This window comes from Streptomyces sp. NBC_01446, from assembly GCF_026340095.1.
Lineage (GTDB): Bacteria > Actinomycetota > Actinomycetes > Streptomycetales > Streptomycetaceae > Streptomyces > Streptomyces aureus.
In genome coordinates this window covers 4,069,063-4,094,301 of record NZ_JAPEPO010000001.1, presented here as the reverse complement: position 1 = coordinate 4,094,301, position 25,239 = coordinate 4,069,063, and the positions used below count along the sequence as shown (strand labels likewise).

The window sequence follows — 25,239 nt, the reverse complement described above, 5'->3', positions numbered from 1 at the left end:
GTCACTTGGTTCCCGGCGGTCTGCATGGCGGACAGACTACGCACCGCCAAAACCCGCCTAGGGGTGAAGTTCACCCCAAATCAGGCAACTCGCTTGGTATGAATCGGTGATGTGACGCCGTTCACCGTGATCCCTCTTGTCCCATCCGTGGGACCGTTCTATCGTCGTGATGTATCGAGTCGATACATCAGCTCGGCATAAAGAGTCCGTAAGAGGTCGTGACACCGACCGCGGCAGAGGAGGAGGCGACGATGAGCCGACGTTCCGGCATCCTCGAGTTCGCCGTCCTCGGGCTGCTCCGCGAGTCCCCGATGCACGGCTACGAGCTGCGGAAACGACTCAATACATCGCTGGGGGTCTTCCGCGCCTTCAGCTACGGGTCCCTCTACCCCTGCCTCAAGACGCTGGTCGCAAGCGGCTGGTTGATCGAGGAATCGGGGAGCACACCCGAGGACGCCCTCGCCGCACCACTCGCAGGGCGTCGCGCCAAGATCGTCTATCGGTTGACGGCGGAAGGTAAGGAGCACTTCGAGGAGCTGCTCTCGCAGACCGGCCCGGACGCGTACGAGGACGAGCATTTCGCCGCGCGGTTCGCCTTCTTCGGGCAGACCTCGCGTGACGTACGTATGCGCGTACTCGAAGGCCGTCGCAGCCGGCTCGAGGAGCGCCTCGAAAAGATGCGCATCTCCTTCGCCCGCACCCGGGAACGCCTTGACGACTACACCCTTGAGCTCCAGCGGCACGGAATGGAATCCGTGGAGCGCGAAGTGCGCTGGCTGAACGAGCTCATCGAGAGCGAGCGGGCGGGGCGGGATCAGCGGCGATCCGACCCCTCCGACGCAGCTCAGCAGGACACATCTGGAGAGACGGGCGGCCTGCCCCGGCACCGGGACAGCACCCGGCCGGATCCGTCCGACGACACCGCCACGTGAGGCCCATTCGGGGTTTCACCGATACACACAGGGAGCAACCGGAATGGGTTCGGTTCGCGTAGCCATCGTCGGCGTGGGTAACTGCGCCGCCTCGCTGGTCCAGGGCGTCGAGTACTACAAGGACGCCGACCCGGACGCCAAGGTCCCGGGCCTGATGCACGTCCAGTTCGGCGAGTACCACGTCGGTGACGTCGAGTTCGTCGCCGCCTTCGACGTCGACGCGAAGAAGGTCGGCCTCGACCTCTCCGACGCCATCGGTGCCAGCGAGAACAACACCATCAAGATCTGCGACGTGCCCAGCGCGGGCGTGACCGTCCAGCGCGGCCACACCCACGACGGCCTGGGCAAGTACTACCGCCAGACCATCGAGGAGTCCTCCGAGGCCCCGGTCGACGTCGTCCAGGTCCTGAAGGACAAGCAGGTCGACGTTCTGATCTGCTACCTGCCCGTCGGTTCCGAGGACGCCGCGAAGTTCTACGCGCAGTGCGCCATCGACGCCAAGGTCGCGTTCGTCAACGCCCTTCCGGTCTTCATCGCCGGCACCAAGGAGTGGGCGGACAAGTTCACCGAGGCGGGCGTGCCGATCGTCGGTGACGACATCAAGTCCCAGGTCGGCGCCACCATCACGCACCGCGTCATGGCGAAGCTGTTCGAGGACCGCGGTGTCCGTCTCGAGCGCACCATGCAGCTGAACGTCGGCGGCAACATGGACTTCAAGAACATGCTCGAGCGCGAGCGCCTGGAGTCCAAGAAGATCTCGAAGACGCAGGCCGTCACCTCGCAGATCCCCGACCGCGACCTGGGCGAGAAGAATGTCCACATCGGCCCGTCGGACTACGTCCAGTGGCTCGACGACCGCAAGTGGGCCTACGTCCGCCTCGAGGGCCGCGCCTTCGGTGACGTTCCGCTGAACCTGGAGTACAAGCTCGAGGTCTGGGACTCCCCGAACTCCGCGGGTGTCATCATCGACGCCCTGCGCGCCGCGAAGATCGCCAAGGACCGCGGCATCGGCGGCCCGATCCTCTCCGCGTCCTCGTACTTCATGAAGTCCCCGCCGGTTCAGTACTTCGACGACGAGGCGTACGCGAACGTCGAGAAGTTTATCAAGGGCGAGGTCGAGCGCTAACCACACACAGTGCGGCGCGTAGCAGCGGTAACGCGCCTCTCCTTGTGGGCTGTTGAGGTCCCCGGATGCACACACGTGCACCTGGGGACCTTTCCCGTATGTGAGGCTTGACCCCATGGCTGTCGTCCGTGACCTGCGCGTACTCCTGCGCTTGAGGGACTTCCGGCGCCTGTTGGCGCTGCGGCTGCTCTCCCAGGGCGCGGACGGCGTCTACCAGGTCGCGCTGGCCACCTACGTGGTGTTCTCGCCGGAGAAACAGGCTTCGGCCGGCGCCATCGCCTCGGCCATGGCCGTACTGCTTCTCCCGTACTCGGTCGTCGGCCCGTTCGCGGGCGTCCTCCTCGACCGCTGGCGCCGTCGTCAGGTCTTCCTCTACGGCAACCTCCTGCGGACCGTCCTGGCATCCCTGACGGCCGTCCTGATGCTCAGCAATGCGCCGGACTGGCTCTTCTATGCCTCCGCCCTGTGCGTCACCGCCGTCAACCGCTTCATCCTCGCCGGGCTCTCCGCCGCCATGCCGCGCCTGGTCGACGCCGAGCGCCTGGTGATGGCGAACTCCGTCTCGCCGACCGCGGGCACCCTCGCCGCCACGCTGGGCGGCGGACTCGCGTTCGCCGTGCGGCTGCTCATCTCGGACTCCGACGCCCTGGTGGTGCTCGTCGGGGCGTCCCTCTACCTGTGCGCGGCGCTCGCGTCCCTGCCCATGTCCGCGGAACTGCTCGGTCCGGACGCGGAGTTGGTGCGTCCGGGCCTACGGACGGCGCTCACCGGCACGGCACAGGGGCTCGCCTCGGGCGTACGCCATCTGACGGCGCGCCCCGCGGCCGCCCGCGCCATGGCCGCCATGACGCTGATGCGGTTCTGCTACGGGGCGCTGACCGTCATGGTCCTCATGCTCTGCCGCTACTCCTGGTCGTCCGCGGAGTCCGACGGACTTGCCCTGCTGGGCCTCGCCGTGGCGATCTCGGGGGCCGGATTCTTCGCCGCCGCCGTCGTCACGCCCTGGGCCGCGGGGCGGCTGGGACCCGCCAGGTGGATCATCGTCTGCGCAGGGGCGGCAGCCGTCCTCGAACCCGCCCTCGGGCTTCCGTTCGCACCCGCCCCCATGATGGCCGCCGCCTTCGTCCTGGGCCTGACGACCCAGGGCGCGAAGATCGCCACCGACACGATCGTGCAGTCCTCGGTGAACGACGGCTTCCGTGGCCGGATCTTCTCCGTTTACGACGTGCTGTTCAACGTCGCGTTCGTCGGCGCGGCCGCAGTGGCCGCGCTGATGCTGCCTCCTGACGGACAGTCGGTCCCGCTGGTGCTCACCGTGGCCCTGATCTACGCGGTGATTGCTGTCGCTATGGCCCGGTTCGACACCCAGTAAGTGTCACATCAATGACACAGAGCCCCTCCCGACTTCAGAGATGTCAGTCGGTACGGATAACTTACGGGCGTCTTATCCGCGCCATCGCGCCTAAGTTCGAGGGGGACCCCCAAAGTGACCACTCCGCCGCCGCAGGGCCAGAATCCGTTCGCCCAGGGCCAGCAGCCCGCTGGCCCGCCGCAGGGCGGTCCGTACGCTCCGACCGCCGGCCAGCCCGGGGTTCCTCAGCAGCCTTATCCGCCGCACGCCCCGGGTACGCCCATCCCGCCCGGGCGCCCGGCGGGCAGCGGTAAGAAGAAGGCACTGCGCATCGTCGCGCTGATCGTGGTCGCCATCGCGCTCTACGGAGTGAAGTGGTACCTCGGCCAGAGCGACGCCGAGACGACCGCGGTCGGCAGTTGCCTGCACAACAACGGCACGACGTCCGCTCCGGACCTGAAGGACGTCGACTGCTCGTCGAGCGACTCCGAGTACAAGGTCATCGAGAAGTTCGACGGCACCAGCGACGTCGACAAGTGCAACTCGGTCAAGGGCACCGAGGTCTCCTACTACCAGAGCGGTGGCAGCCACGACGTGGTGCTCTGCCTGAAGGAAACCAAGTAAGAGCAAGCACACGCATCACCATGCCGAAGGGCGCTGTTTCACGTGAAACAGCGCCCTTCGGCATGTCCGCACCGGGTCGATGTTTCACGTGAAACATCGACCCGGGTCACTCACTCGGCGTCCTGCTGCGCCGCCCACCATTCCTTGAGCGCCGCCACAGCCGCGTCATGCTCCATCGGCCCGTTCTCCAGCCGCAGTTCCAGCAGGAACTTGTACGCCTGCCCGATCGCCGGCCCGGGCTTGATTCCCAGGATCTCCTGGATCTGATTGCCGTCGAGGTCGGGACGGATCGAGTCCAGCTCCTCCTGCTCCTTGAGACGCGCGATGCGCTCTTCCAGGCCGTCGTACGCACGCCCCAGCGCATTGGCCTTCCGCTTGTTACGCGTCGTGCAGTCGGAGCGGGTCAGCTTGTGCAGGCGGTCCAGCAGCGGACCCGCGTCACGGACGTAGCGGCGGACCGCGGAGTCGGTCCACTCGCCGGTGCCGTATCCGTGGAAGCGCAGGTGCAGCTCGACCAGTCGCGAGACATCCTTCACGAGCTCGTTCGAGTACTTCAGCGCCGTCATGCGCTTCTTCGTCATCTTGGCGCCCACCACCTCGTGGTGGTGGAAGGAGACCCGGCCGTCGTCCTCGAAGCGCCGCGTCCTCGGCTTGCCGATGTCGTGCAGAAGGGCCGAGAGACGGAGCACGAGATCCGGGCCGTCCGACTCCAGCGCCATCGCCTGCTCAAGGACGATCAGCGTGTGGTCGTAGACGTCCTTGTGCCGGTGGTGCTCGTCCCGCTCAAGGCGCAGCTCGGGCAGCTCAGGCAGGACGTGGGCGGCGAGACCCGTGTCCACGAGGAGGGTGAGGCCCTCGCGGGGGTGCGCGGAGAGGATCAGCTTGTTCAGCTCGTCCCGCACCCGCTCCGCGGAGACGATGTCGATGCGGTCGGCCATGTCCTTCATGGCCTTGACGACCTCGGGGGCCACCTCGAAGTCCAGCTGCGCGGCGAACCGTGCGGCCCGCATCATCCGCAGCGGATCGTCGGAGAAGGACTCCTCAGGGGTTCCGGGCGTACGCAGCACGCGCCCGGCAAGGTCGTCGAGCCCGCCGTGCGGGTCGATGAACTCCTTCTCCGGCAGGGCCACGGCCATCGCGTTCACCGTGAAGTCGCGACGCACGAGGTCTTCCTCGATGGAATCGCCGTACGAGACCTCCGGCTTGCGCGAGGTCCTGTCGTACGCCTCGGAGCGGTACGTGGTGACCTCGACCTGGTAGCCGTCCTTCTGGCAGCCGACCGTCCCGAAGGCGATCCCGACCTCCCACACGGCATCCGCCCAAGGCCTGACGATCTTGAGCACATCTTCGGGACGCGCGTCCGTGGTGAAGTCCAGATCGTTGCCGAGCCTGCCGAGGAGCGCATCCCTGACCGAGCCACCGACCAGGGCGAGAGAGAACCCGGCCTCCTGGAATCGACGGGCGAGGTCGTCGGCGACAGGGGCCACCCGCAGCAGCTCGCTCACCGCGCGGCGCTGCACCTGGCTCAGGGCACTGGGATTGTCTTCATTGGCGTTCGGCACAACAGAAAAGGGTACGTGGCCCGAGCCCAGGGTTCCGCCTCGTTTTCGGTGGGTGTGCGCGAGCCCTGCCGGATGCCCCCTACCCTGTCTTCCGATCATGTGGAGCAGTCCGCGGCACTTCGCCACAGCGCACCTCGTTACCATGCGTGGACTATCCGACGACCACTGACGACGACGAGGGACGGGCGAGCGCGTGGCCGAGGCGGCAGACTTCCAAGGGATGACTCCCTCACCTGCCCGTCGAAGGTGGCGGCGCACGGGGGCGTTGCTCTCCGGAGCGCCTCTGCTGGCCGCCCTGACCCTGTTCGGCGGCTCCCCCGGATACGCCTCCCCGCAAGCACCTGCGGCCGACGCGATCGGCACGAGCACCGTCGATGTCGCCGTGAACTCGCTCACTCCGAGCGCACCGTCCGACGGCGACACGGTCACCGTCACCGGCACGCTCACGAACGACAGCAAGCAGGCCGTCACGAACGCCCACGTGGCGCTCCGCCTCGGTTCTGCCCTCGGTGGGCGGGCCTCGATCGACAACGCCTCCCGGCACGCGGCGGGGGGAGTGCCGGACGGCAGGGAGATCGGCGGCAAGTACGCCAAGAAGATCTCCAAGCTGGCCCCCGGCGCGACGCAGGACTTCAGCCTCTCCGTCCCCGTCAAGGAGATGGACCTCGGCGCCGACGGCGTCTACCAGCTCGGTGTCGCCCTGACCGGCCAGACCTCGACTCAGGCCTACCAGCAGACGCTCGGCATCCAGCGAACCTTCCTCCCGTGGCAGCCCGACGCCGCGGAGACGAAGACGAAGACGACGTACCTGTGGCCGCTCATCTCCCAGACCCACCTCACGGCGGAGACGGGCTCCGACGAGCAGCAGACGCGCATCTTCCATGACGACAGCCTCGCCAAGGAGATCGCTCCGGGCGGTCGTCTCCAGCAGATGCTGGCCCTCGGCACCGCCCTCGATGTGACCTGGGTGGTCGACCCCGACCTCCTCGCCTCGGTCGACGCCATGACGAGGCCGTACAAGATCAAGGAGCTGGACGGCACTGAGATCAACGGCAAGAATCAGACGGTCGCCAAGCAGTGGCTGAACGACCTGAAGAACGCCGTCGCCGACCAGAAGGTCGTCGCCCTCCCCTTCGCCGACCCGGATCTCGCGTCGCTGGCCCACAACGGCACGAAGGTGACCGGTTCCCTCGGGCACCTCAAGGACGCCACCGATGTGGCCTCCAAGACCGTGGAGACGGTCCTGCACGTCAAGCCGGACACGAGCTACGCCTGGCCCGCCGACGGAGCGATCGACCCCAGCATCGTCAATGTCGCGACGTCCGCCGGCGCCGACACGGTGATCACCCGCAGTGACAGCCTCCAGGAGCGGAACAACCTGCCGTACACGCCGTCGGCAGCCCGCCCCATCGGCAGCGGCACGACGGCCGTGGTGACCGACGCGCGGCTGTCCGAAGCCTTCCAGGGCGACATGACGAAGGCCGAGAACTCGACGCTCGCCGTGCAACAGTTCCTCGCGCAGAGCCTGACGATCAACCTTCAGGAGCCCGACAACGAGCGCAACGTCGTGGTCGCGCCGCAGCGCATGCCGTCCGCAAGCCAGGCGCAGTCCATGGCTCAGGCGATCAAGGCCGACCAGGACAGCAGCTGGTCGGAGTCCGAGGACCTGGCCGCAGCCACGAAGGCGAAGCCGGACCCCGAAGCGACGACCCGGATCCCCTCCTCCCGGTCCTACCCCTCGTACCTGCGCAAGCAGGAGCTGCCCCAGTCGGCCTTCCAGGCGATCCAGGACACCCAGACCAAGCTCACCAACTTCCAGGTGATCCTCTCCGACCCGTCCCGCGTGGTGACGCCGTTCGGGCGGGCCATGGACCGGCAGATGTCCACTTCCTGGCGGGGCCGCCCCGCCGAGGCGCAGGCGTACCGCGACGGTGTCGCCGACTACCTCACGGCGCTCACCAAGCAGGTCAGGCTCATCGAGAAGTCCGAGGCGAAGCTCTCCGGACGCAGCGCGACGATCCCGGTGACGGTCCAGAACAACCTGGTGCAGGGCGTCGAGCACCTCGTCCTGCGCCTCACGTCGACGAACGGCACACGCCTCAAGATCGGTGACGGGCCGTACTACGAGCAGCGGGTGAAGGTCGCCGGCGGGCACAGCCAGTCGGTGAAGTTCACCACCACCTCGAATGCCAACGGCAGGGTCCCGGTCTTCGCCCAGCTGTACACCGAGGACGGTCAGCCCTACGGCCCCGAGGTCCGGTTCGACGTGAACGTCACCGAGATCACCCCGACCGTGATGCTCGTCATGGCCGGCGGCGTCCTGCTCCTCGTCCTCGCCGGGTTCCGCATGTACACCCAGCGCAAGCGCGCCGCCGCGCAACGGGCCGAGGAGGGACCTGACGACGGTCAGAACGGGGAGTCGGGCTCCGAGCCCGGGGAAGGCGACCCCGAGCAGCCGAGTGACCCGACACCGGACACCGCTCCGGAAAGCACGGACCCGTCCGGCACGGGTGAGAGAGTGGACCGTTGAGCGATGTCGTGGCCGTGGGCCCGGGGACGATGAGGTGGGGTAACCATGAACGCGCCGTACGACGGTGACCGTGGCCAGGGCCCGGGCGGCTCGGCCTCGGCCGGGGGCCCGCCTCCCGGTCATCAGGGAGCGCCCGGCCAGGTCCCGCCGCCCCACCCGGCCCCGGACGCGTATCCGCAGGATGCGTACCTCCAGGACGCCTATGACCAGGATCCGTACCGGGCCCAGGACCTCACGGCCCAGGATCCGGTGTCGGAGGCGCTCTACGACCGCGCCGCGCACCCTCCGCCCCCTCCGGGCTCCTATGAGGCTCCTCAGCCGCTCTACAACCCGCCTCCCGCAGCTCAGTACCCCCCGGACCCCCGCGTGTGGGCCCAGACGCCCGCTCCCGAGCCGGAGGGCCCGTCGCAGCTCCTTCCTTATGGCGACGACGCCAGGACCACTCAGTTCCTGGGCGTCGACGATCTGATGACGCAGGCGAGCGAGGAGCAGCACGAGCCCGACGCCTTCGCGCATCTCTTCCGTGACCAGCAGAGCAACGGCGGCGGCCGTCCGCCGGCCGACGCTTCCGGCGTTCCGGTGCCCACCGCCGGACCGGCTCAACCTCCCGTCCAGAGCGGCACGCCCGCGCCTGTCCCTGCCCCGGCCAAGGGGGGCCGCGCGTCGGGCCTCCTGAAGTCGAGTGCCGTCATGGCGGCGGGCACCCTGGTCTCCCGTCTCACCGGTTTCGTACGCACCATGGTCATCACGGCGGCCCTCGGCGCCGCGCTGCTGGGTGACACCTGGACCGTCGCGTACACCCTGCCGACGATGATCTACATCCTGACCGTGGGTGGCGGCCTCAACTCGGTGTTCGTGCCGCAGCTCGTGCGGTCCATGAAGGAGGACGAGGACGGCGGCGAGGCCTACGCCAATCGTCTGCTGACCCTCGTCATGGTCGCGCTCGGCGTGATCGTCGCCGTGGCCGTCTTCGCCGCGCCTCTGCTGATCCAGCTGATGTCGACCTCGATTGCCAACAAACCGGACGCGAACAACGTCGCCGTAACCTTCGCCCGTTACTGCCTGCCCACGATCTTCTTCATGGGCGTGCACGTGGTCATGGGCCAGATCCTGAACGCCCGCGGGAAGTTCGGCGCGATGATGTGGACCCCGGTCCTGAACAACATCGTCATGATCTTCACGTTCGGCATGTTCATCTATGTCTACGGCACGGCAGCGGACTCGAATCTGGGCGTCCAGACCATTCCGGCGGACGGTGTCCGGCTGCTCGGCATCGGCACTCTGCTCGGTCTGACGGTGCAGGCGCTGGCGATGATCCCGTATCTGCGCGAGACCGGCTTCCGTTTCCGGCTGCGGTTCGACTGGAAGGGCCACGGCCTCGGCAAGGCGGTCAAGCTCGCCAAGTGGACCGTGCTGTTCGTCCTCGCCAACCAGGCGGGCGTCCTCGTCGTCACCCAGCTCGCCACCGCCGCCGGGAAGGCGTCCGGCACGTCCGGCGCGGGCATCATGGGCTACTCCAACGCCCAGCTGATCTGGGGCATGCCGCAGGCCATCATCACCGTCTCCGTCATGGCGGCGATGCTGCCGCGGATCTCACGCGCCGCCCACGACGGCGACCCCGGAGCGGTCCGCGACGACATCTCGCAGGGACTGCGCACCTCCGCGGTCGCGATCGTCCCGGTCGCCTTCATGTTCGTCGCCCTCGGCGTCCCCATGTGCACCCTGCTCTTCGGGTCCAGCGGCGCCGACGGTGCCCGCTCCATGGGCTACATCCTCATGGCGTTCGGCCTCGGCCTGATCCCGTACTCCGTGCAGTACGTCGTGCTGCGCGGCTTCTACGCGTACGAGGACACCCGGACGCCCTTCTACAACACGGTCATCGTGGCCGCCGTCAACGCGGCCGCGTCGGGGATCGCCTACCTCCTGCTGCCCGCCCAGTGGGCCGTGGTCGGCATGGCCGCCTCGTACGGTCTCGCGTACGCGATCGGTGTGGGCGTCGCCTGGCAGCGCCTGCGCAAGCGTCTCGGCGGCGACCTGGACGGCGCACAGGTCATCCGTACGTACGCCCGCCTCTGCATGGCCTCGATCCCGGGGGCCGTCGCCGGTGGCGTGGTCGGTTTCCTGATCATGAGGGCGCTCGGCGGCGGCGCGGCGGGTTCGATCGCAGCGCTGGTCGTGGGCGGGGCCGTACTGCTGGGTGTCTTCTATGTCGCCGCCCGGCGCATGCGGATCGAAGAGCTCAACTCGATGGTCGGAATGGTCCGCGGGCGCCTCGGCCGCTAGTGGCCCGGCCGGCCGCACAACCATCGCGGGCTACCGCGTGTCGTGCTTATCGCCGGACTGTGGGCACAATTGGCTTTGGCGTCGCAGGGCGCGCAACGGATGGGGAGGCAGGAACGACGGTGGCGGAACGGAGTACGGCTGCCGTCGACGTGGCAGACAACAGTGGTGACGAACCACTGACCGCGAAGGCGGAGCAGACCACGGCCGACGGGGTGGCCCAGACCCGGGAGCGGGACACGGCAGCGAACGAGGACGCGGAGGACACCGACGTTTCGACGAGCCCCGGCTCGTCCACTCCCCCCGAGCTGCACAGCGGTCACAAACTCGCGAGACGCTATCGCCTGGAGGAGTGCGTCACCCGGCTGGACGGATTCAGCAGCTGGCGCGCGGTGGACGAGAAGCTCCGCCGGGCCGTAGGGGTGCACCTGCTCCCCGCGGACCACCCGCGGGCACGGTCCGTCCTCGCGGCGGCGCGCTCGTCGGCGCTGCTCGGCGACCCTCGCTTCGTCCAGGTCCTGGACGCGGTCGAGGAGAACGACCTCGTGTACGTGGTGCACGAATGGCTGCCCGATGCCACGGAGTTGACAGCGCTGCTCGCCACGGGCCCCCTTGAGGTGCACGAGGCCTACCAGCTCGTGAACCAGATCTCCCAGGCGATGGCCGCCGCTCACCGCGAGGGCCTCGCACATCTGCGGCTCACCCCGAGCGCGGTGCTCCGCACCTCGACCGGCCAGTGGCGCATCCGCGGCCTCGCCGTCAACGCCGCCCTGCGTGGCATCACGTCGGAGACACCGCAGCGCACGGACACCGAGGCGATCGGTGCCCTCCTGTACGCCGCCCTGACGCAGCGCTGGCCCTACGAGGACGACGCGTACGGCCTGTCCGGGCTGCCCAAGGACATCGGCCTGATCGCGCCCGACCAGGTGCGGGCCGGCGTGCATCGCGGGCTGTCCGAGCTGGCCATGCGTGCCCTCGTCAACGAGGGAGCGACGGCGTCGCGGCAGGATCCTCCGTGCACCACTACCGAGGAGCTGGTGAAGGCCGTCGGCGAGATGCCCCGCATCCGTCCCCCGGAGCCCGTGTTCACGGCGCCCGCTGAGTACCAGCGGACGACCTACCAGCAGGGCACGTACGGCCGTCAGGCTCCGCGTCCCGGGGTGGCCCAGCCCATGCCGGCGGTGCCCCCGCCGCCGCTGCAGAGCCGGACGGGCAAGGCGCTCAAGTGGGCCGTGTCGGCATTGCTCATCGTGGCCCTCGGCCTCGGCAGCTGGCAGCTCGCGGAAGCCCTGATGGACCGCGGCACGTCGGGCGACGCCAACACGTCGCACAACACCGACGGCGACGACAAGGGCGACGAGCACAAGCCGACGAAGCCGATGGCCATCGAGGACGCCAGAGAGTACGTCGCCAAGGGCGAGGCACAGGCCCCGGGTGAAGTGGCGAAGACCTACGACGGCGACAGCAAGACGTTCTGGCGCACAAAGACTTACAACGACGGCCCGAAGCTGGCGCCCTACAAGCCCGGCGTCGGTATCGTCTACGACCTCGGCTCGGCCAAGGACGTATCGGCCGCGTCGATAGCTCTTCAGTACGGCGGCGACCACACGACGGTCTCCCTGTACGCGGCCGATTCGCTGTCGCCCACGACATCGATCGACTCCATGAAGAGCATCGGTACGGACACCACGACGAGTACCACCGCGAAGATCGAGGCCGACAAGCCGGTGAAGACGCGGTACGTGCTCCTGTGGATGACGGCCCTGCCGAAGTCCGGATCCGACGGTTACTACGGAGCGGGTTACAAGCAGGCTCTCACCGACGTGAAGTTCACCGGCTGAGGGCTCACCTGGGGGAGGGGGTTCGAAAGTGGACGACGCCGCCTACGGCGAAGCAAGCGATCAGGACCTCCTCACCCGCCACGTCGCGGGTGACAAGGACGCCTTCGGCGAACTCGTGCGCCGCCATCGTGACCGCCTTTGGGCCGTCGCGCTGCGCACCCTGGGAGACCGAGAGGAAGCCGCCGACGCCGTCCAGGACGCCCTGGTCTCCGCCTACCGGGCGGCGCACACGTTCCGCGGGCAGTCCGCCGTCACGACGTGGCTGCACCGCATCACCGTGAACGCCTGCCTCGACCGGGCCCGCAAGGCCGCGTCGAGGAAGACTTCTCCGGTCGAGGACACGGAGCGCCTGGAACAGCTCCTCGAACCGCACGAGTCCGCGGCCGCCCCCGCCGAACGCAACGACCTGCACCGTGAACTCTTCGAAGCGCTGGGCACCCTTCCCGTCGACCAGCGGGCCGCGCTCGTCCTGGTCGACATGCAGGGCTACCCGGTGGCCCAGGCGGCCCGCGTTCTCGGCGTTCCCACCGGCACGGTCAAGAGCCGCTGCGCGCGCGGCAGAGCCAGACTCCTGCCGTTGGTCACCCATCTACGGACCGACAGCGGCGAGAACGTGAGTGGCAAGAACCCGCCCCCGGATGCACCCGGAAGGAACCGGACGCAGGGGACATCCGTCCCACCGGCAGCAGGGCCCCGGGACGGGGCAGGACCAAGTGATTCAGCTGCCGTGAAGGGCGGAGGTGGGCGAGCGTGACATCCACGACCGACACGGCCGAGCACCCCGAGATCGACGAGATCTCCGACCTCACCGAAGGCCTGCTCTCCCCTTCCCGCACCGAGGAGGTACAGGAGCACCTGAACGGCTGCGAGCTGTGCGCCGACGTCCACGCCTCCCTGGAGGAGATCCGCGGCACGCTCGGCACGCTCCCCGGCCCGGCCCACATGCCTGCCGATATCGCGGGCCGCATCGACGCCGCGCTCGCCGCGGAGGCACTGCTCGACACGAAGGCACCTGCCGACACCGAGTACGAGGACAAGGACGAAGCCGAGGCCGAGGCACAGTCCGCGTCTCCCGTTTCACGTGAAACAACGCCGGCCGACTCGCTGGCCACCCCCGCGGACCGCCCTTCCGGTCATCCCCGTGCCGCGACAGGTCCGGGGCGCGGCGGCCGGACGCGCACCCGGCGCCGTCGCGGCGCCGCCCTCGGAGCGGTCTTCACCGCGGCCGCGATCGGCCTGGGAGTCCTTTTCCTGCAGAACGGGGGCGGCACACCTACCGGCGCTCCCGAGAGCGGCACGCCCCGTCAGTCGAGCTCCGCACTTTCCTTCTCCGAGAACAAGCTCGAGAGCCAGGTGCAGAACCTTCTGACGGAGAAATCCTCCGCCCCCTCCGACTCGTCGACATCCAAGCCGTCCGTCGACATCCAGCAGTCGGGGCCGAAGACTCCCCGGACGAACTCCCCGATGCGGGGGAAGACCGTCGTGGTGCCGGACTGCATACAGCGGGGTACCGGCCGTGAGACTCCTGCCCTCGCCATCGAGCGGGGAGACTACAAGGGCACCACCGCCTACCTCGTCGTGCTGCCTCACGAGTCGGATCCTGCCCAGGTCTCGGCCTACGTCATCGACGCGACCTGCGTGAAGCAGCCGTCCTCAGCTCCCGGCAAACTGCTGCTGACCCACTCCTACGCGCGGCGCTGACTCCATGCCGGGACACACTTCGCGTGTGCTCCCGGACACGGTGGGAATGCGCGCCCCGTAGGATCCGTTGGGTGGGGTGAGAGTCCGGAGACGGACTCCCCCGGCAGTACGCAGCAGTCCCGCAGAGACGAGGAATCAAGCCGTGAGCGACGTCCGTAACGTGATCATCATCGGCTCCGGGCCCGCCGGCTACACGGCGGCCCTGTACACCGCGCGCGCGTCGCTGAAGCCGCTGGTGTTCGAGGGCGCTGTCACCGCGGGCGGTGCCCTGATGAACACCACCGAGGTGGAAAACTTCCCCGGCTTCCAGGACGGCATCATGGGCCCCGAGCTCATGGACAACATGCGCGCCCAGGCCGAGCGCTTCGGCGCCGAGCTGGTCCCGGACGACGTCATCTCCGTCGATCTGACGGGCGAGATCAAGACCGTCACCGACACGGCGGGCACTGTGCACCGCGCGAAGTCCGTCATCGTCACGACCGGCTCCCAGCACCGCAAGCTCGGCCTGCCGAACGAGGACGCGCTCTCCGGTCGTGGCGTTTCCTGGTGCGCGACGTGCGACGGCTTCTTCTTCAAGGACCAGGACATCGCCGTGATCGGCGGCGGCGACACCGCGATGGAGGAGGCGACCTTCCTCTCCCGGTTCGCCAAGTCCGTGACGATCGTGCACCGCCGTGACACCCTGCGTGCCTCCAAGGCCATGCAGGATCGCGCCTTCGCCGACCCGAAGATCAAGTTCGCCTGGGACAGCGAGATCGCCGAGGTCCACGGCGACCAGAAGCTCTCGCACCTGACGCTGCGCAACGTCAAGACGGGTGAGACCTCCGAGCTCCCGGTCACCGGCCTGTTCATCGCGATCGGCCACGACCCGCGCACCGAGCTCTTCAAGGGCCAGCTCGAGCTGGACGACGAGGGCTACCTGAAGGTCGAGGCCCCCTCGACCCGGACGAACCTGACCGGCGTCTTCGGTGCCGGTGACGTCGTAGACCACACCTACCGCCAGGCGATCACCGCGGCCGGCACCGGCTGCTCCGCCGCCCTGGACGCCGAGCGCTTCCTCGCCTCTCTCACCGACAGCGAGTCCGCCGCGGCCGCCACCGTCTGAGAACTCACACCCGCCCCACCGCATCACCAAAGTAGCTAAGGAGCCCGCCGTGGCCGGCAACCTCAAGAACGTGACCGACGCTTCCTTCGACGAGGACGTCCTCAAGAGCGACAAGCCCGTACTGGTGGACTTCTGGGCCGCCTGGTGCGGACCGTGCCGCCAGATCGCGCCGTCCCTCGAGGCGATCGCCGCCGAGTACGGCGACAAGATCGAGGTCGTCAAGCTCAACATCGACGAGAACCCGGCCATCGCCGCGAAGTACGGCGTCATGTCGATCCCGACCCTGAACGTCTACCAGGGCGGCGAGGTCGCCAAGACCATCGTCGGCGCCAAGCCGAAGGCCGCCATCGTGCGCGACCTCGAGGACTTCATCGCCAACTGATCGGCGATGCGGCTCCATGGCGGAGCGGCGATGTTTCACGTGAAACACGAACGGGCCAACCCAACCGGGTTGGCCCGTTCGTGTTTCGCCGCAACGGATGGATCGAGACTCACAGGGGGCGGAGCGCCGGTTCCTTCTGTACCGCTCCGAGGAGCCGGTCCAGGGCGAGCTCGACGTCCTCCTTCCACGACAGCGTCGTACGCAGCTCAAGGCGGAGACGCGGATAGGAGGGGTGAGGCCGCACGGTCTTGAAGCCGACGGCCAGGAGATGGTCTGCGGGGAGCATGCAGGCCGGTTCCTTCCACTGCGCATCGCCGAACGCCTCGATCGCCTTGAACCCCCTCCGCAGCAGATCCTTGGCTACGGTCTGCACCATCACCCGGCCGAGCCCCTGGCCCTGATAGCCGGGCATGATCCACGCCGTCATCAGCTGCACGGCATCGGGGGAGACCGGACTCGTGGGAAAGGCAGTGGCGCGGGGGACATACGCCGGCGGCGCGTAGAGCACGTAGCCGACCGGGACATCGTCCACGTAGACAACCCGGCCGCAGGAACCCCATTCCAGGAGGACAGCCGAAATCCAGGCCTCCTTCTCCAGCTCCGGAGTGCCCGCCTTTACCGCGGCTTGGCCGCTGACCGGATCCAGCTCCCAGAAGACACACGACCGGCAACGCTTGGGAAGGTCCGGAAGGTTGTCCAGTGTGAGCGGTACGAGCCGACGCCCCATGAAGGCAGTTCCTCACTTCCTTCGCCCGCCGCGTCACGGGCGGCTGTCAGAGCGCTCCGTTCCCTGAGCAGGCTGCCGACGAAACCGCCGACCGCGCCCAGCCCGAGACCTGCGGTCATCAGCCCGGCACGACTCACCGATTGCATGACCCGCCTCCCGTATGAGGTGACTTTGAGGGGTGCGCTCTTCCCCGTCGCATCGTATCCACGAAGCGATTCCATCGAAACCGACAGAAAGCAAAGAGCAGGCCGTGTTCCGGTACACACCGGACACGACCTGCTCTCGTGAGACTTGCGTCGAACGGGACCAACCCCCGTTCTCCTAGCCCTCGTTCTCCTGGTCCTCGTCCTCCGTCGCTCCGTGCTGGAGGACGGGTCCCTCACCCGGAGCGAGCTGACCGAGGATGCGCTCCAGATCGTCCATCGAGGCGAACTCGACTACGATCTTGCCCTTCTTCTGCCCGAGGTCGACCTTCACTCGCGTCTCGAACCGGTCGGACAGCCGCGTGGCAAGCTCACTGAGCGCCGGCGAGAGACGGGTCCCGGCCCGCGGACCCTTGGCTCGCGCCGTGCTCGTCGGCCGTGAGCCCATCAGGGTCACGATCTCCTCGACGGCCCGCACCGAGAGCCCTTCGGCGACGATCCGGTGAGCGAGACGGTCCTGATCCTCAGAGTCCTCCACGGAGAGCAGGGCACGCGCATGGCCGGCCGACAGCACGCCCGCGGCCACCCGGCGCTGAACTGCCGGAGAGAGCTTCAGGAGCCGCAACGTGTTGGAGACCTGCGGCCGCGAACGCCCGATCCGGTCGGCCAACTGGTCGTGCGTGCAGTTGAAGTCCTTCAGCAACTGGTCGTAGGCGGCAGCCTCCTCCAGCGGGTTCAGCTGAGCGCGGTGCAGGTTCTCCAGGAGTGCGTCGAGGAGAAGCTTCTCGTCGTCCGTCGCCCGGACGATCGCCGGAATGCGCTCCAGACCAGCCTCGCGGCAGGCGCGCCAGCGGCGCTCACCCATGATGAGCTCGAAGCGCGACGAGCTCAGCTGCCGTACGACGACGGGCTGGAGAAGCCCGACTTCCTTGATCGAGGTGACGAGCTCGGCGAGGGCGTCCTCGTCGAACACCTCGCGCGGCTGACGCGGGTTGGGCGTGATGGCGTCAATCGGAAGCTCGGCGAAGTACGCTCCCGCCGACGCTTCCGGAGCGTCCACCGGCCCGCCGAACAAATCCTCTGTTTCATGTGAAACATGGGGCTGCGGAAGCGAGGCAACCTTCGCCGCCGCCACTCCGCGCTCCGCCGTCAGGACGGGCCCGGCGGAAGGCGAGCCGGGTGCACCTCCCATAGCGTTGCCTGGTGCCGTCTTGTCGGGGGTGGGGGCTGCTGGAATCAGTGCGCCGAGGCCACGGCCCAGTCCCCTCCGTCGCTCGCTCACTGGATACCCTCCACCGTGCTGTGCTGGTCAAGTTGAGTGCCCGTATGGGCGTGCTGAGCGTCGTAGCGGATGCCGACCCCGCGCAGCGCCATCTCCCGCGCCGCCTCGAGGTAGGAGAGTGCGCCGCTCGACCCCGGATCGTAGGTGAGCACCGTCTGTCCATAGCTCGGGGCCTCGGAGATACGCACGGAACGCGGGATGCTCGTCCGCAGGACCTCTTCACCGAAGTGGCTCCGGACCTCGTCGGCGACCTGCGACGCCAGCCGGGTGCGGCCGTCGTACATCGTGAGCAGGATCGTCGACACATGCAGATCCGGGTTCAGATGCCCGCGCACCAGATCCACGTTGCGCAGGAGCTGCCCCAGGCCCTCCAGTGCGTAGTACTCGCACTGGATCGGGATCAGCACCTCGGCGCCGGCGACCAGAGCGTTGACGGTCAGCAGGCCGAGCGACGGAGGGCAGTCGATGAGGATGTAATCCAAAGGCTGCTCATATGCCTGGATCGCGCGCTGCAGTCTGCTCTCGCGTGCCACCAGCGAGACCAGCTCGATCTCCGCACCGGCGAGATCGATGGTGGCTGGGGCGCAGAAGAGGCCCTCCACATCGACCACGGGCTGTACGACTTCGGAGAGCGGCTTGCTCTCGACCAACACGTCGTAGATCGAAGGGACTTCGGCGTGGTGGTCGATACCCAGAGCCGTGGAGGCGTTGCCCTGCGGATCCAGGTCGATCACCAGCACGCGGGCGCCGTGCAGCGCCAGCGAGGCAGCAAGGTTGACCGTTGTCGTGGTCTTGCCGACCCCGCCCTTCTGGTTGGCAACCACCATGACGCGGGTCTGCTCAGGTCGCGGCAGGCCCTCGCCTGCGCGACCAAGAGCTTCTACCGCCAGCTGGGCAGCACGACCGATAGGGGTGTCGTCCATCGGAGGCGGTGTTTCACGTGAAACATCCTCCCCCACCGACTCGGTACGGGGACCGGGGACCGGATCGGTCATCGGTCCCGCGATGTTGGCGTCGGACCGCAAGGATTCACTCTCCTCGACTTCAGGCTCGCAATGAACAGAGCCTCCCATGCTTTCGGGGTCGTGAACCAGCGAGGCCCTGTCTTCTGTGGAGGAAACGGCCTCTGTGGACAACTCCGTGCCCGATTCGAGGGATCCGAGAGGCCTACGGTCGCGGGGTGCAGCCGCGGCGCGACCGCGACTGATGATGCCATGCAGCAGTGAGCGACGTTTCACGTGAAACACGATGCACCGCAGCCCGGTCGGCACCCGTGCGACACCCCGACATACATACGTTTGGCAGGTTTCACGGAGTCCAGGTCGCCGCCAGGACGGATCAGCGGCAACCCGCAAACGCCCCCTCGGTGCCGTCCAGTGCGTGAGCTTCCGACGCCAGACACTGGAGACCCACGAGACAAGCGTCACCTAAAAATCGATGACAGCTCAGGAAAAAGCAACGGCCGCTCAGGTCCCGAGGACCCGAGCGGCCATCACCGCGAGAAACACACTGTCGCCTAGAACACAGCAGACGCCTCGAAGAGGACGAGCAACATCAGCGTCGACGCCGAACCCGCCCGACGCGAGCTGCCTTGGCGCGCTTCGCCGCGAAGCGCACACCACCGGGGCTCTCCCCGACCTCGACACGCACCACGGTCGAAAGCGGATCCACCACGCCTTCGCCGACGTGAAGTACCGAGGTGGCCACCGCGCCGAGCTTGCTCAGGGCAGCCCCCGCGCTCTTGACTTCTTCCTCTGCGGTGTCGCCCTTGAGGGCCAGCATCTCGCCGTACGGCCGCAGCAGCGGGACGCCCCACGCCGCGAGACGGTCCAGCGGAGCGACCGCGCGCGCCGTCACCACATGGACGGGAGTCAGCTTGCCGAGGACCTCTTCGGCACGGCCGCGGACCACGGTCACATGGTCGAGGCCGAGCAGCTCGACGACCTCGGTGAGGAATGTCGTGCGCCGCAGCAGCGGCTCCAGGAGCGTGATCTTCAGGTCGGGCCGCACCAGGGCCAGCGGGATACCGGGCAGTCCGGCGCCGGAGCCCACATCGCACACGGTGACGCCCTCCGGCACGACCTCGGACAGCACGGCGCAGTTCAGGATGTGCCGCTCCCACAGCCGGGGCACTTCCCGGGGACCGATGAGACCACGCTGCACCCCCGCGTCGGCCAGCAGCTCCGCGTACCGGACCGCGTCCGTGTAGCGCTCGCCGAATACCGCTCGGGCCTGTTCAGGAGCCGGGGGAAGCTCTGCTGCCTCCGTCACGTGGACCGTCCTTCCGTACCGCGCTACCGCGTTGGGTGGCTGACTATCAGGCTGACAAAGATACGGCCCCGCCTGCGAACAGACGGGGCCGTGGAGCGACGTACCGCTCAGGCGGGGAGCACGACGACGAAGCGCTGCGGCTCCTCGCCCTCGGACTCGCTGCGCAGGCCGGCGGCCTTGACCGCGTCGTGGACGACCTTGCGCTCGAAGGGCGTCATCGGGTCGAGCTTGACCGGCTCGCCGTTGCTCTTCACCTCAGCCGCAGCCTTGGCGCCCAGCTCGGAGAGCTCAGCACGCTTCTTCGCACGGTAACCGGCGATGTCCAGCATGAGACGGCTGCGGTCCCCGGTCTCCCGGTGGACCGCCAGACGGGTCAGTTCCTGGAGGGCCTCGAGGACCTCACCGTCGCGGCCGACCAGCTTCTGCAGGTCGCGTGTGGACGCGTCGCTGACGATCGAGACGGCGGCGCGGTCGGCCTCGACGTCCATGTCGATGTCGCCGTCGAGGTCGGCGATGTCCAGCAGACCCTCGAGGTAGTCCGCCGCGATCTCGCCTTCCTGCTCGAGGCGAGTCAGGGTGTCGCTGCCCTCAGGAGCGGCGGAGGTGGTGCCTTCCGTCACGGGATGGACTCCTTCTTACTTCTTGGACGGGGACTTGGGCCGCTGCGGGCCCTTGCGCTGTCCGGACTTGGCTTTGCTGCGGGCAGGGGTGCCGGAAGCGGGCTTGCCACCGGCCGGCTTGGCCTCGGGCTTGGCGTCTTCCGCCTCGTCCTTCTTCTCGAGGGACGTGGGCTCCGGTGCGTCGGACTCGTCCTTGGCCGCGCCCTGGGCGGTGCCGTGCTGGCGCTGCGACTTGGACTGGCGCTTGGGCTGCTGCCGCTTCGGCGTACCGCCCGTGGTCTGGCCCCCGTCCTCGTCCTCAGTCAGGGTGCCGGCCGTGCTCTTGATGACCGTTCCGTCGGCCTGGGCGGCGAGGTTCACCTTGGTCAGGCCGTTGATGAACTTGCGCTCGAACTCGTTGCGCTCGCGGCCCTTGGAGACGATCGCCTTGACGACGGCGCGCTCGCGGCGGTTGCGCGTCCTCTCGGCGTGCGAGACGTGCTTGAGCAGACGCTCCAGGAACGCGGCCTGCGCCTTGCTGCCCGGGGTCGGGTTCTGGCGGATGACATACATCTGCTGGCCCATGGTCCACACGTTGGTGGTCAGCCAGTAGACGAGAACACCGACCGGGAAGTTGATGCCGAAGACGGCGAACATGACCGGGAAGACGTACATCAGCATCTTCTGCTGCTGCATGAACGGCGTCTTGACCGTCATGTCGACGTTCTTCGTCATCAGCTGGCGCTGCGTGTAGAACTGCGACGCCGACATCATCACGATCATGATCGCGGTGACGACGCGGACGTCGGTCAGCGTGGCGCCGAGCGAGGCGACCTTGTCCGCGGAGTCGGTGAACTTGGCCGCGAGCGGGGCACCGAAGATGTGCGCCTTACGCGCGCTCGCCAGCAGGTTGTCGTCGATGACACCGATCGTGGTGCCCGTCGCGATGCCGTTGAGCACGTGGTACAGGGCAAAGAAGAACGGGGACTGCGCCAGGATGGGAAGGCACGAGGAGAGCGGATTGGTACCCGTCTCCTTGTACAGCTTCATCATTTCTTCGGACTGGCGCTGCTTGTCGTTCTTGTAGCGCTCCTGGATCTTCTTCATCTCGGGCTGCAACGTCTGCATCGCCCGAGTGGCCTTGATCTGCTTCACAAAGAGCGGAATCAGGCAGATACGGATCAGGATCACCAGGGACACGATGGACAGGCCCCAGGCCCAGCCCGTGTCCGGGCCGAAGATCGCCCCGTACAACGAGTGGAACTGGACGATGACCCACGAAACTGGTGTCGTGATGAAGCTGAAAAAACCGGCAATCGTGTCCACTAATCAAGCTCCTTGAGCATGGGACGGGGTCTCGGCGGCGGGGCTCGAGGGGCTGGTGTGGCCACACTCTGAAGGCGCGCCGGCGGCGGAAGGCCCGCCCTTGCGTTCGCGCCAGGCGTTACGCAGCATTTCGTGCCACCGCGGACGCTTGCGCGGCGGAACGTGGTCGACACCGCCGAGCGACCACGGATTGCACCGGAGGATGCGCCAGGCGGTAAGAGCTGTTCCCTTGATCGCACCATGGCGGTCGATCGCTGTGAAGCCGTAGTGGGAACACGACGGGTAGTACTTGCACACAGGCCCCAGCAGAGGGCTGATGGTCCACTGGTAGAGCTTGATCAGAGCAAGCAGCGGGTATTTCATCGCGCGCCCCCTCCCAGCAGCCGCTGAAGGGCGGCATCCAGGTCTCGGGCCAGCTGTGCATGGTCGGCGTCACCCGCGCCGGGCAACGCACGTACGACTACCAGGCTACCGGGGGACAACAGTGCGAGTCGGTCGCGCATGAGGTGGCGAAGTCTGCGCTTTACCGCGTTACGTACGACAGCTCCACCGACTGCCTTGCTCACGACGAAACCCGCACGCGTCGGGGGAACGCTCTCCCCAGGCGCGTGCGGGTCCGTTGCACCGCTACGTAGATGGACGACAAGGAGCGGGCGACCGGCCCGGCGTCCTCGGCGTACCGCGGTCGCGAAGTCTTCGCGCCGCCTCAGCCGATTCTCGGAAGGCAGCACGTCATGACCTGTACGCGATCAGGCGGACAGCTCGGCGCGACCCTTGCCACGGCGGTTCGCGAGAATCGCGCGGCCGGCACGGGTACGCATCCGCAGGCGGAAGCCGTGGGTCTTGGCGCGACGACGGTTGTTCGGCTGGAAGGTGCGCTTGCTCACTCGGGGGCTCCAGAAATGATCGTGTAGTGGCGGGACATCGCCTGGCTGTCACCGTGCGCCCACGAGAAGCTCGCGTAAACGCACCGAGTGCACCGCTTCACAATCACAGATCGTGATCTTTGCCCATCGGAGGCAGGCGGCAGCAGCCATCGACAACTCGACCTGGTCACGGTACGCGCGGCTGGTCCATTCGGTCAAACCGCCATCGGGTGAGGGACACTGTGCACAGCCTGTGGACAACAACTTGAACCGCACCGCTTGCCCTGACTACCGTGGCTGAACTCCGATTCGTTCCCTTCTCACCGCCCCACCCCGATTTTCTTCCGACCCGTCCCAGAACCACACCTTCGTGGGACCTGCGAGAGAGCGTGCCCTGTGGCTGACGTACCTGCCGATCTTGCCGCAGTGTGGCCACGAGTTCTGGAGCAGCTCCTCGGGGAGGGCCGTGGGCAGGGCGTCGAGACGAAGGACGAACACTGGATCCGGCGCTGCCAGCCTCTCGCGCTGGTCGCCGACACCGCGCTGCTCGCCGTGCCGAACGAGTTCGCGAAGGGCGTACTCGAGGGACGGCTCGCGCCGGTCGTGGCCGAGACGCTGAGCCGCGAGTGCGGCCGCCCGATCCGGATCGCGATCACGGTCGACGACTCCGTCGGTGAACAGCCCGCCCCGTCCGCACCCCCCGTACAGCAGCACCGCTACGAAGAGCCCGAGCTGCCCTCGGCCCAGGGCCAGAACCAGCCCCACGAGCCGTACGACCCGTACGGCCGCCGCGCGGACGACCATGCGCAGGGCCCCCGCGGTGATCAGCCCCAGGACGCCCGCGCCGACCAGCTCCCGACCGCCCGCCCCGCGTACCCGGACTACCAGCGTCCGGAGCCGGGCGCCTGGCCGCGGTCGCAGGACGAGTACAGCTGGCAGCAGCCGCGGCTCGGCTTCCCCGAGCGCGACCCGTACGCGAATCCGCCCCAGCAGCCGCAGCACGACTACCGGCAGCAGGGACGCTCTCCCTACGAGCAGCAGAACGAGCGCTCCCCTTACGAACAGCAGCAGGAACGCTCTCCTTACGAGCAGCAGGAGCGGTCGTCCCCCTACGACCAACAGCCGGACCGCAACGGTTACGACCAGCAGGTCGAACGCTCCGGATACGAGCAGCAGTCCGAGCGGTCGTCGTACGAGCAGCAGATGTCCGACCGCCAGGGGCGGCACGGCCGGCACGAGCGCCGTGACCTCAACGACGGTCCCATGGGCGGCCGCCCCGGGCAGGACGGCGGGCGCACCGGTCGCGGCGTCCCCAGTGGTGCCCCCGGACCGCTCGCCGCGCAGCCCGCGCCCGCGACGGGTCCCGGCGAGCCGACTGCGCGACTGAACCCGAAGTACCTCTTCGACACCTTCGTCATCGGTGCCTCGAACCGTTTCGCCCACGCGGCCGCGGTCGCCGTCGCCGAGGCGCCGGCGAAGGCGTACAACCCCCTCTTCATCTATGGGGAGTCGGGGCTCGGCAAGACCCACCTGCTGCACGCGATCGGGCACTACGCGCGCAGCCTGTACCCGGGCACGCGTGTGCGTTACGTGAGCTCGGAGGAGTTCACGAACGAGTTCATCAACTCGATCCGCGACGGCAAGGGCGACAGCTTCCGCAAGCGGTACCGCGAGATGGACATCCTTCTTGTCGACGACATCCAGTTCCTCGCGGACAAGGAGTCGACGCAGGAGGAGTTCTTCCACACCTTCAACACGCTCCACAACGCGAACAAGCAGATCGTGCTCTCCAGTGACCGGCCGCCCAAGCAGCTGGTGACCCTGGAGGACCGGCTGCGCAACCGCTTCGAGTGGGGTCTGATCACCGACGTCCAGCCGCCCGAGCTGGAGACCCGAATCGCCATCCTTCGTAAGAAGGCGGTGCAGGAGCAGCTGAACGCTCCTCCGGAGGTCCTCGAGTTCATCGCGTCCCGCATCTCGCGCAACATCCGCGAGCTGGAGGGGGCGCTGATCCGGGTCACGGCGTTCGCGTCGCTGAACCGGCAGCCGGTGGACCTCGGTCTGACGGAGATCGTCCTCAAGGACCTGATCCCCGGCGGCGAGGACTCGGCCCCCGAGATCACGGCGACGGCGATCATGGCGGCGACGGCCGACTACTTCGGCCTGACGGTGGAGGACCTGTGCGGATCGTCGCGCAGCCGCGTCCTGGTGACGGCACGCCAGATCGCGATGTACCTGTGCCGTGAGCTCACCGACCTGTCCCTGCCGAAGATCGGGGCGCAGTTCGGCGGCCGCGACCACACGACCGTCATGCACGCGGACCGCAAGATCCGCGCGCTGATGGCCGAGCGGCGGTCCATCTACAACCAGGTCACCGAGCTCACCAACCGCATCAAGAACGGCTGACAGCAGCCTTCAGACCCCTCTGTACGCCGTCGAAGGGCGCCCCGGGACAACTCCTGGGGCGCCCTTCTTCGTTGCGGCAGGACGGCGCGGCCGCACGCGGTGTTCGATTCCGGTCCCTGGTTACGGGTGTTCTCCACAGATGTGCGAACTTTCTTGCGTCCACACCCTGGGGACTGCCAAGTTGT

General features: G+C 67.8%; 22 protein-coding genes. 12 read left to right on the top strand and 10 right to left on the bottom strand.

Going from position 1 to position 25,239, the window contains the following annotated elements; genetic code table 11:
- The first annotated feature begins 251 nt into the window (after positions 1–251).
- The 4 genes from OG456_RS18340 to OG456_RS18325 all read left to right on the top strand — a co-directional run bounded on the left by OG456_RS18340 (position 252) and on the right by OG456_RS18325 (position 4,033).
- The gene (locus tag OG456_RS18340) at positions 252–932 is read left to right on the top strand and encodes a PadR family transcriptional regulator (RefSeq protein ID WP_116512092.1); all 681 of its coding nucleotides are present in this window, start codon (positions 252–254) and stop codon (positions 930–932) included.
- Positions 933–975: 43 nt separating this feature from the next.
- Positions 976–2,058 carry an inositol-3-phosphate synthase gene (locus OG456_RS18335; RefSeq protein ID WP_266562323.1) on the top strand — a complete coding sequence of 361 codons (1,083 nt, stop codon included), beginning with the start codon at positions 976–978 and terminating at the stop codon, positions 2,056–2,058.
- Positions 2,059–2,173: 115 nt separating this feature from the next.
- Positions 2,174–3,430: an MFS transporter gene (locus OG456_RS18330; RefSeq protein WP_266562321.1), complete on the top strand. Its 1,257-nt coding sequence runs from the start codon at positions 2,174–2,176 to the stop codon at positions 3,428–3,430.
- A 114-nt stretch (positions 3,431–3,544) separates the two neighbouring features.
- Positions 3,545–4,033, top strand: a complete 489-nt coding sequence (locus OG456_RS18325) for a hypothetical protein (protein ID WP_266562319.1) — start codon at positions 3,545–3,547, stop codon at positions 4,031–4,033.
- A gap of 110 nt (positions 4,034–4,143) precedes the next feature.
- On the opposite strand, the gene OG456_RS18320 is transcribed toward OG456_RS18325, so the two are convergent.
- A complete protein-coding gene (locus OG456_RS18320) occupies positions 4,144–5,595 on the bottom strand; it encodes a CCA tRNA nucleotidyltransferase (protein ID WP_266562317.1) in 1,452 nt (483 codons plus the stop codon).
- 193 nt (positions 5,596–5,788) lie between these two features.
- Here OG456_RS18320 and OG456_RS18315 point away from each other — a divergent pair, with 193 nt between their 5' ends.
- From OG456_RS18315 to trxA, 7 genes are all read left to right on the top strand, one after another.
- Positions 5,789–8,125 (top strand): DUF6049 family protein, encoded by a 2,337-nt coding sequence (locus OG456_RS18315; RefSeq protein WP_266562315.1) that lies wholly within the window; start codon positions 5,789–5,791, stop codon positions 8,123–8,125.
- Between the two features lie 45 nt (positions 8,126–8,170).
- Complete coding sequence (gene murJ, locus OG456_RS18310; protein WP_266562313.1) at positions 8,171–10,408, top strand: murein biosynthesis integral membrane protein MurJ; 2,238 nt, start codon at positions 8,171–8,173, stop codon at positions 10,406–10,408.
- A gap of 119 nt (positions 10,409–10,527) precedes the next feature.
- Positions 10,528–12,246: a protein kinase family protein gene (locus OG456_RS18305; protein ID WP_266562311.1), complete on the top strand. Its 1,719-nt coding sequence runs from the start codon at positions 10,528–10,530 to the stop codon at positions 12,244–12,246.
- 28 nt (positions 12,247–12,274) lie between these two features.
- Positions 12,275–13,000 (top strand): RNA polymerase sigma factor SigM, encoded by a 726-nt coding sequence (sigM, locus tag OG456_RS18300; protein WP_266562309.1) that lies wholly within the window; start codon positions 12,275–12,277, stop codon positions 12,998–13,000.
- On the top strand, positions 12,997–13,947 hold the full coding sequence (locus OG456_RS18295; protein ID WP_266562307.1) for an anti-sigma factor: 951 nt from the start codon (positions 12,997–12,999) through the stop codon (positions 13,945–13,947). Before sigM ends, OG456_RS18295 begins: the two co-directional genes overlap by 4 nt.
- 142 nt (positions 13,948–14,089) lie before the next feature.
- A complete protein-coding gene (gene trxB, locus OG456_RS18290; protein ID WP_266562305.1) occupies positions 14,090–15,052 on the top strand; it encodes a thioredoxin-disulfide reductase in 963 nt (320 codons plus the stop codon).
- Between the two features lie 49 nt (positions 15,053–15,101).
- Positions 15,102–15,434, top strand: coding sequence for a thioredoxin (trxA, locus tag OG456_RS18285; protein ID WP_100597220.1), 333 nt, complete (start codon positions 15,102–15,104; stop codon positions 15,432–15,434).
- A 109-nt stretch (positions 15,435–15,543) separates the two neighbouring features.
- Here the strand turns inward: trxA and OG456_RS18280 are convergent, their stop codons facing one another.
- The 9 genes from OG456_RS18280 to rpmH form a co-directional block, all read right to left on the bottom strand.
- Positions 15,544–16,161, bottom strand: coding sequence for a GNAT family N-acetyltransferase (locus OG456_RS18280; RefSeq protein WP_266562301.1), 618 nt, complete (start codon positions 16,159–16,161; stop codon positions 15,544–15,546).
- A gap of 321 nt (positions 16,162–16,482) precedes the next feature.
- A complete protein-coding gene (locus OG456_RS18275) occupies positions 16,483–17,586 on the bottom strand; it encodes a ParB/RepB/Spo0J family partition protein (RefSeq protein ID WP_266562299.1) in 1,104 nt (367 codons plus the stop codon).
- Positions 17,583–18,659 (bottom strand): AAA family ATPase, encoded by a 1,077-nt coding sequence (locus OG456_RS18270; RefSeq protein ID WP_100597223.1) that lies wholly within the window; start codon positions 18,657–18,659, stop codon positions 17,583–17,585. The genes OG456_RS18275 and OG456_RS18270 overlap by 4 nt, the downstream gene beginning before the upstream one ends.
- Before the next feature lie 481 nt (positions 18,660–19,140).
- Positions 19,141–19,857 (bottom strand): 16S rRNA (guanine(527)-N(7))-methyltransferase RsmG, encoded by a 717-nt coding sequence (rsmG, locus tag OG456_RS18265; protein ID WP_116512079.1) that lies wholly within the window; start codon positions 19,855–19,857, stop codon positions 19,141–19,143.
- Between the two features lie 107 nt (positions 19,858–19,964).
- A complete protein-coding gene (locus OG456_RS18260; RefSeq protein WP_116512078.1) occupies positions 19,965–20,477 on the bottom strand; it encodes a R3H domain-containing nucleic acid-binding protein in 513 nt (170 codons plus the stop codon).
- A 15-nt stretch (positions 20,478–20,492) separates the two neighbouring features.
- Positions 20,493–21,782, bottom strand: a complete 1,290-nt coding sequence (gene yidC / locus OG456_RS18255; protein WP_266562295.1) for a membrane protein insertase YidC — start codon at positions 21,780–21,782, stop codon at positions 20,493–20,495.
- A 3-nt stretch (positions 21,783–21,785) separates the two neighbouring features.
- Entirely contained in the window at positions 21,786–22,145 is a 360-nt protein-coding gene (gene yidD, locus OG456_RS18250) for a membrane protein insertion efficiency factor YidD (RefSeq protein WP_100597227.1), read from the bottom strand.
- Positions 22,142–22,513, bottom strand: a complete 372-nt coding sequence (gene rnpA / locus OG456_RS18245) for a ribonuclease P protein component (RefSeq protein ID WP_266562292.1) — start codon at positions 22,511–22,513, stop codon at positions 22,142–22,144. The genes yidD and rnpA overlap by 4 nt, the downstream gene beginning before the upstream one ends.
- Before the next feature lie 18 nt (positions 22,514–22,531).
- Positions 22,532–22,669 (bottom strand): 50S ribosomal protein L34, encoded by a 138-nt coding sequence (rpmH, locus tag OG456_RS18240; protein ID WP_100597229.1) that lies wholly within the window; start codon positions 22,667–22,669, stop codon positions 22,532–22,534.
- Positions 22,670–23,044: 375 nt separating this feature from the next.
- Between rpmH and dnaA the strand changes: the two genes are divergently transcribed.
- The gene (gene dnaA / locus OG456_RS18235) at positions 23,045–25,054 is read left to right on the top strand and encodes a chromosomal replication initiator protein DnaA (protein WP_266562289.1); all 2,010 of its coding nucleotides are present in this window, start codon (positions 23,045–23,047) and stop codon (positions 25,052–25,054) included.
- Positions 25,055–25,239: the final 185 nt, after the last annotated feature.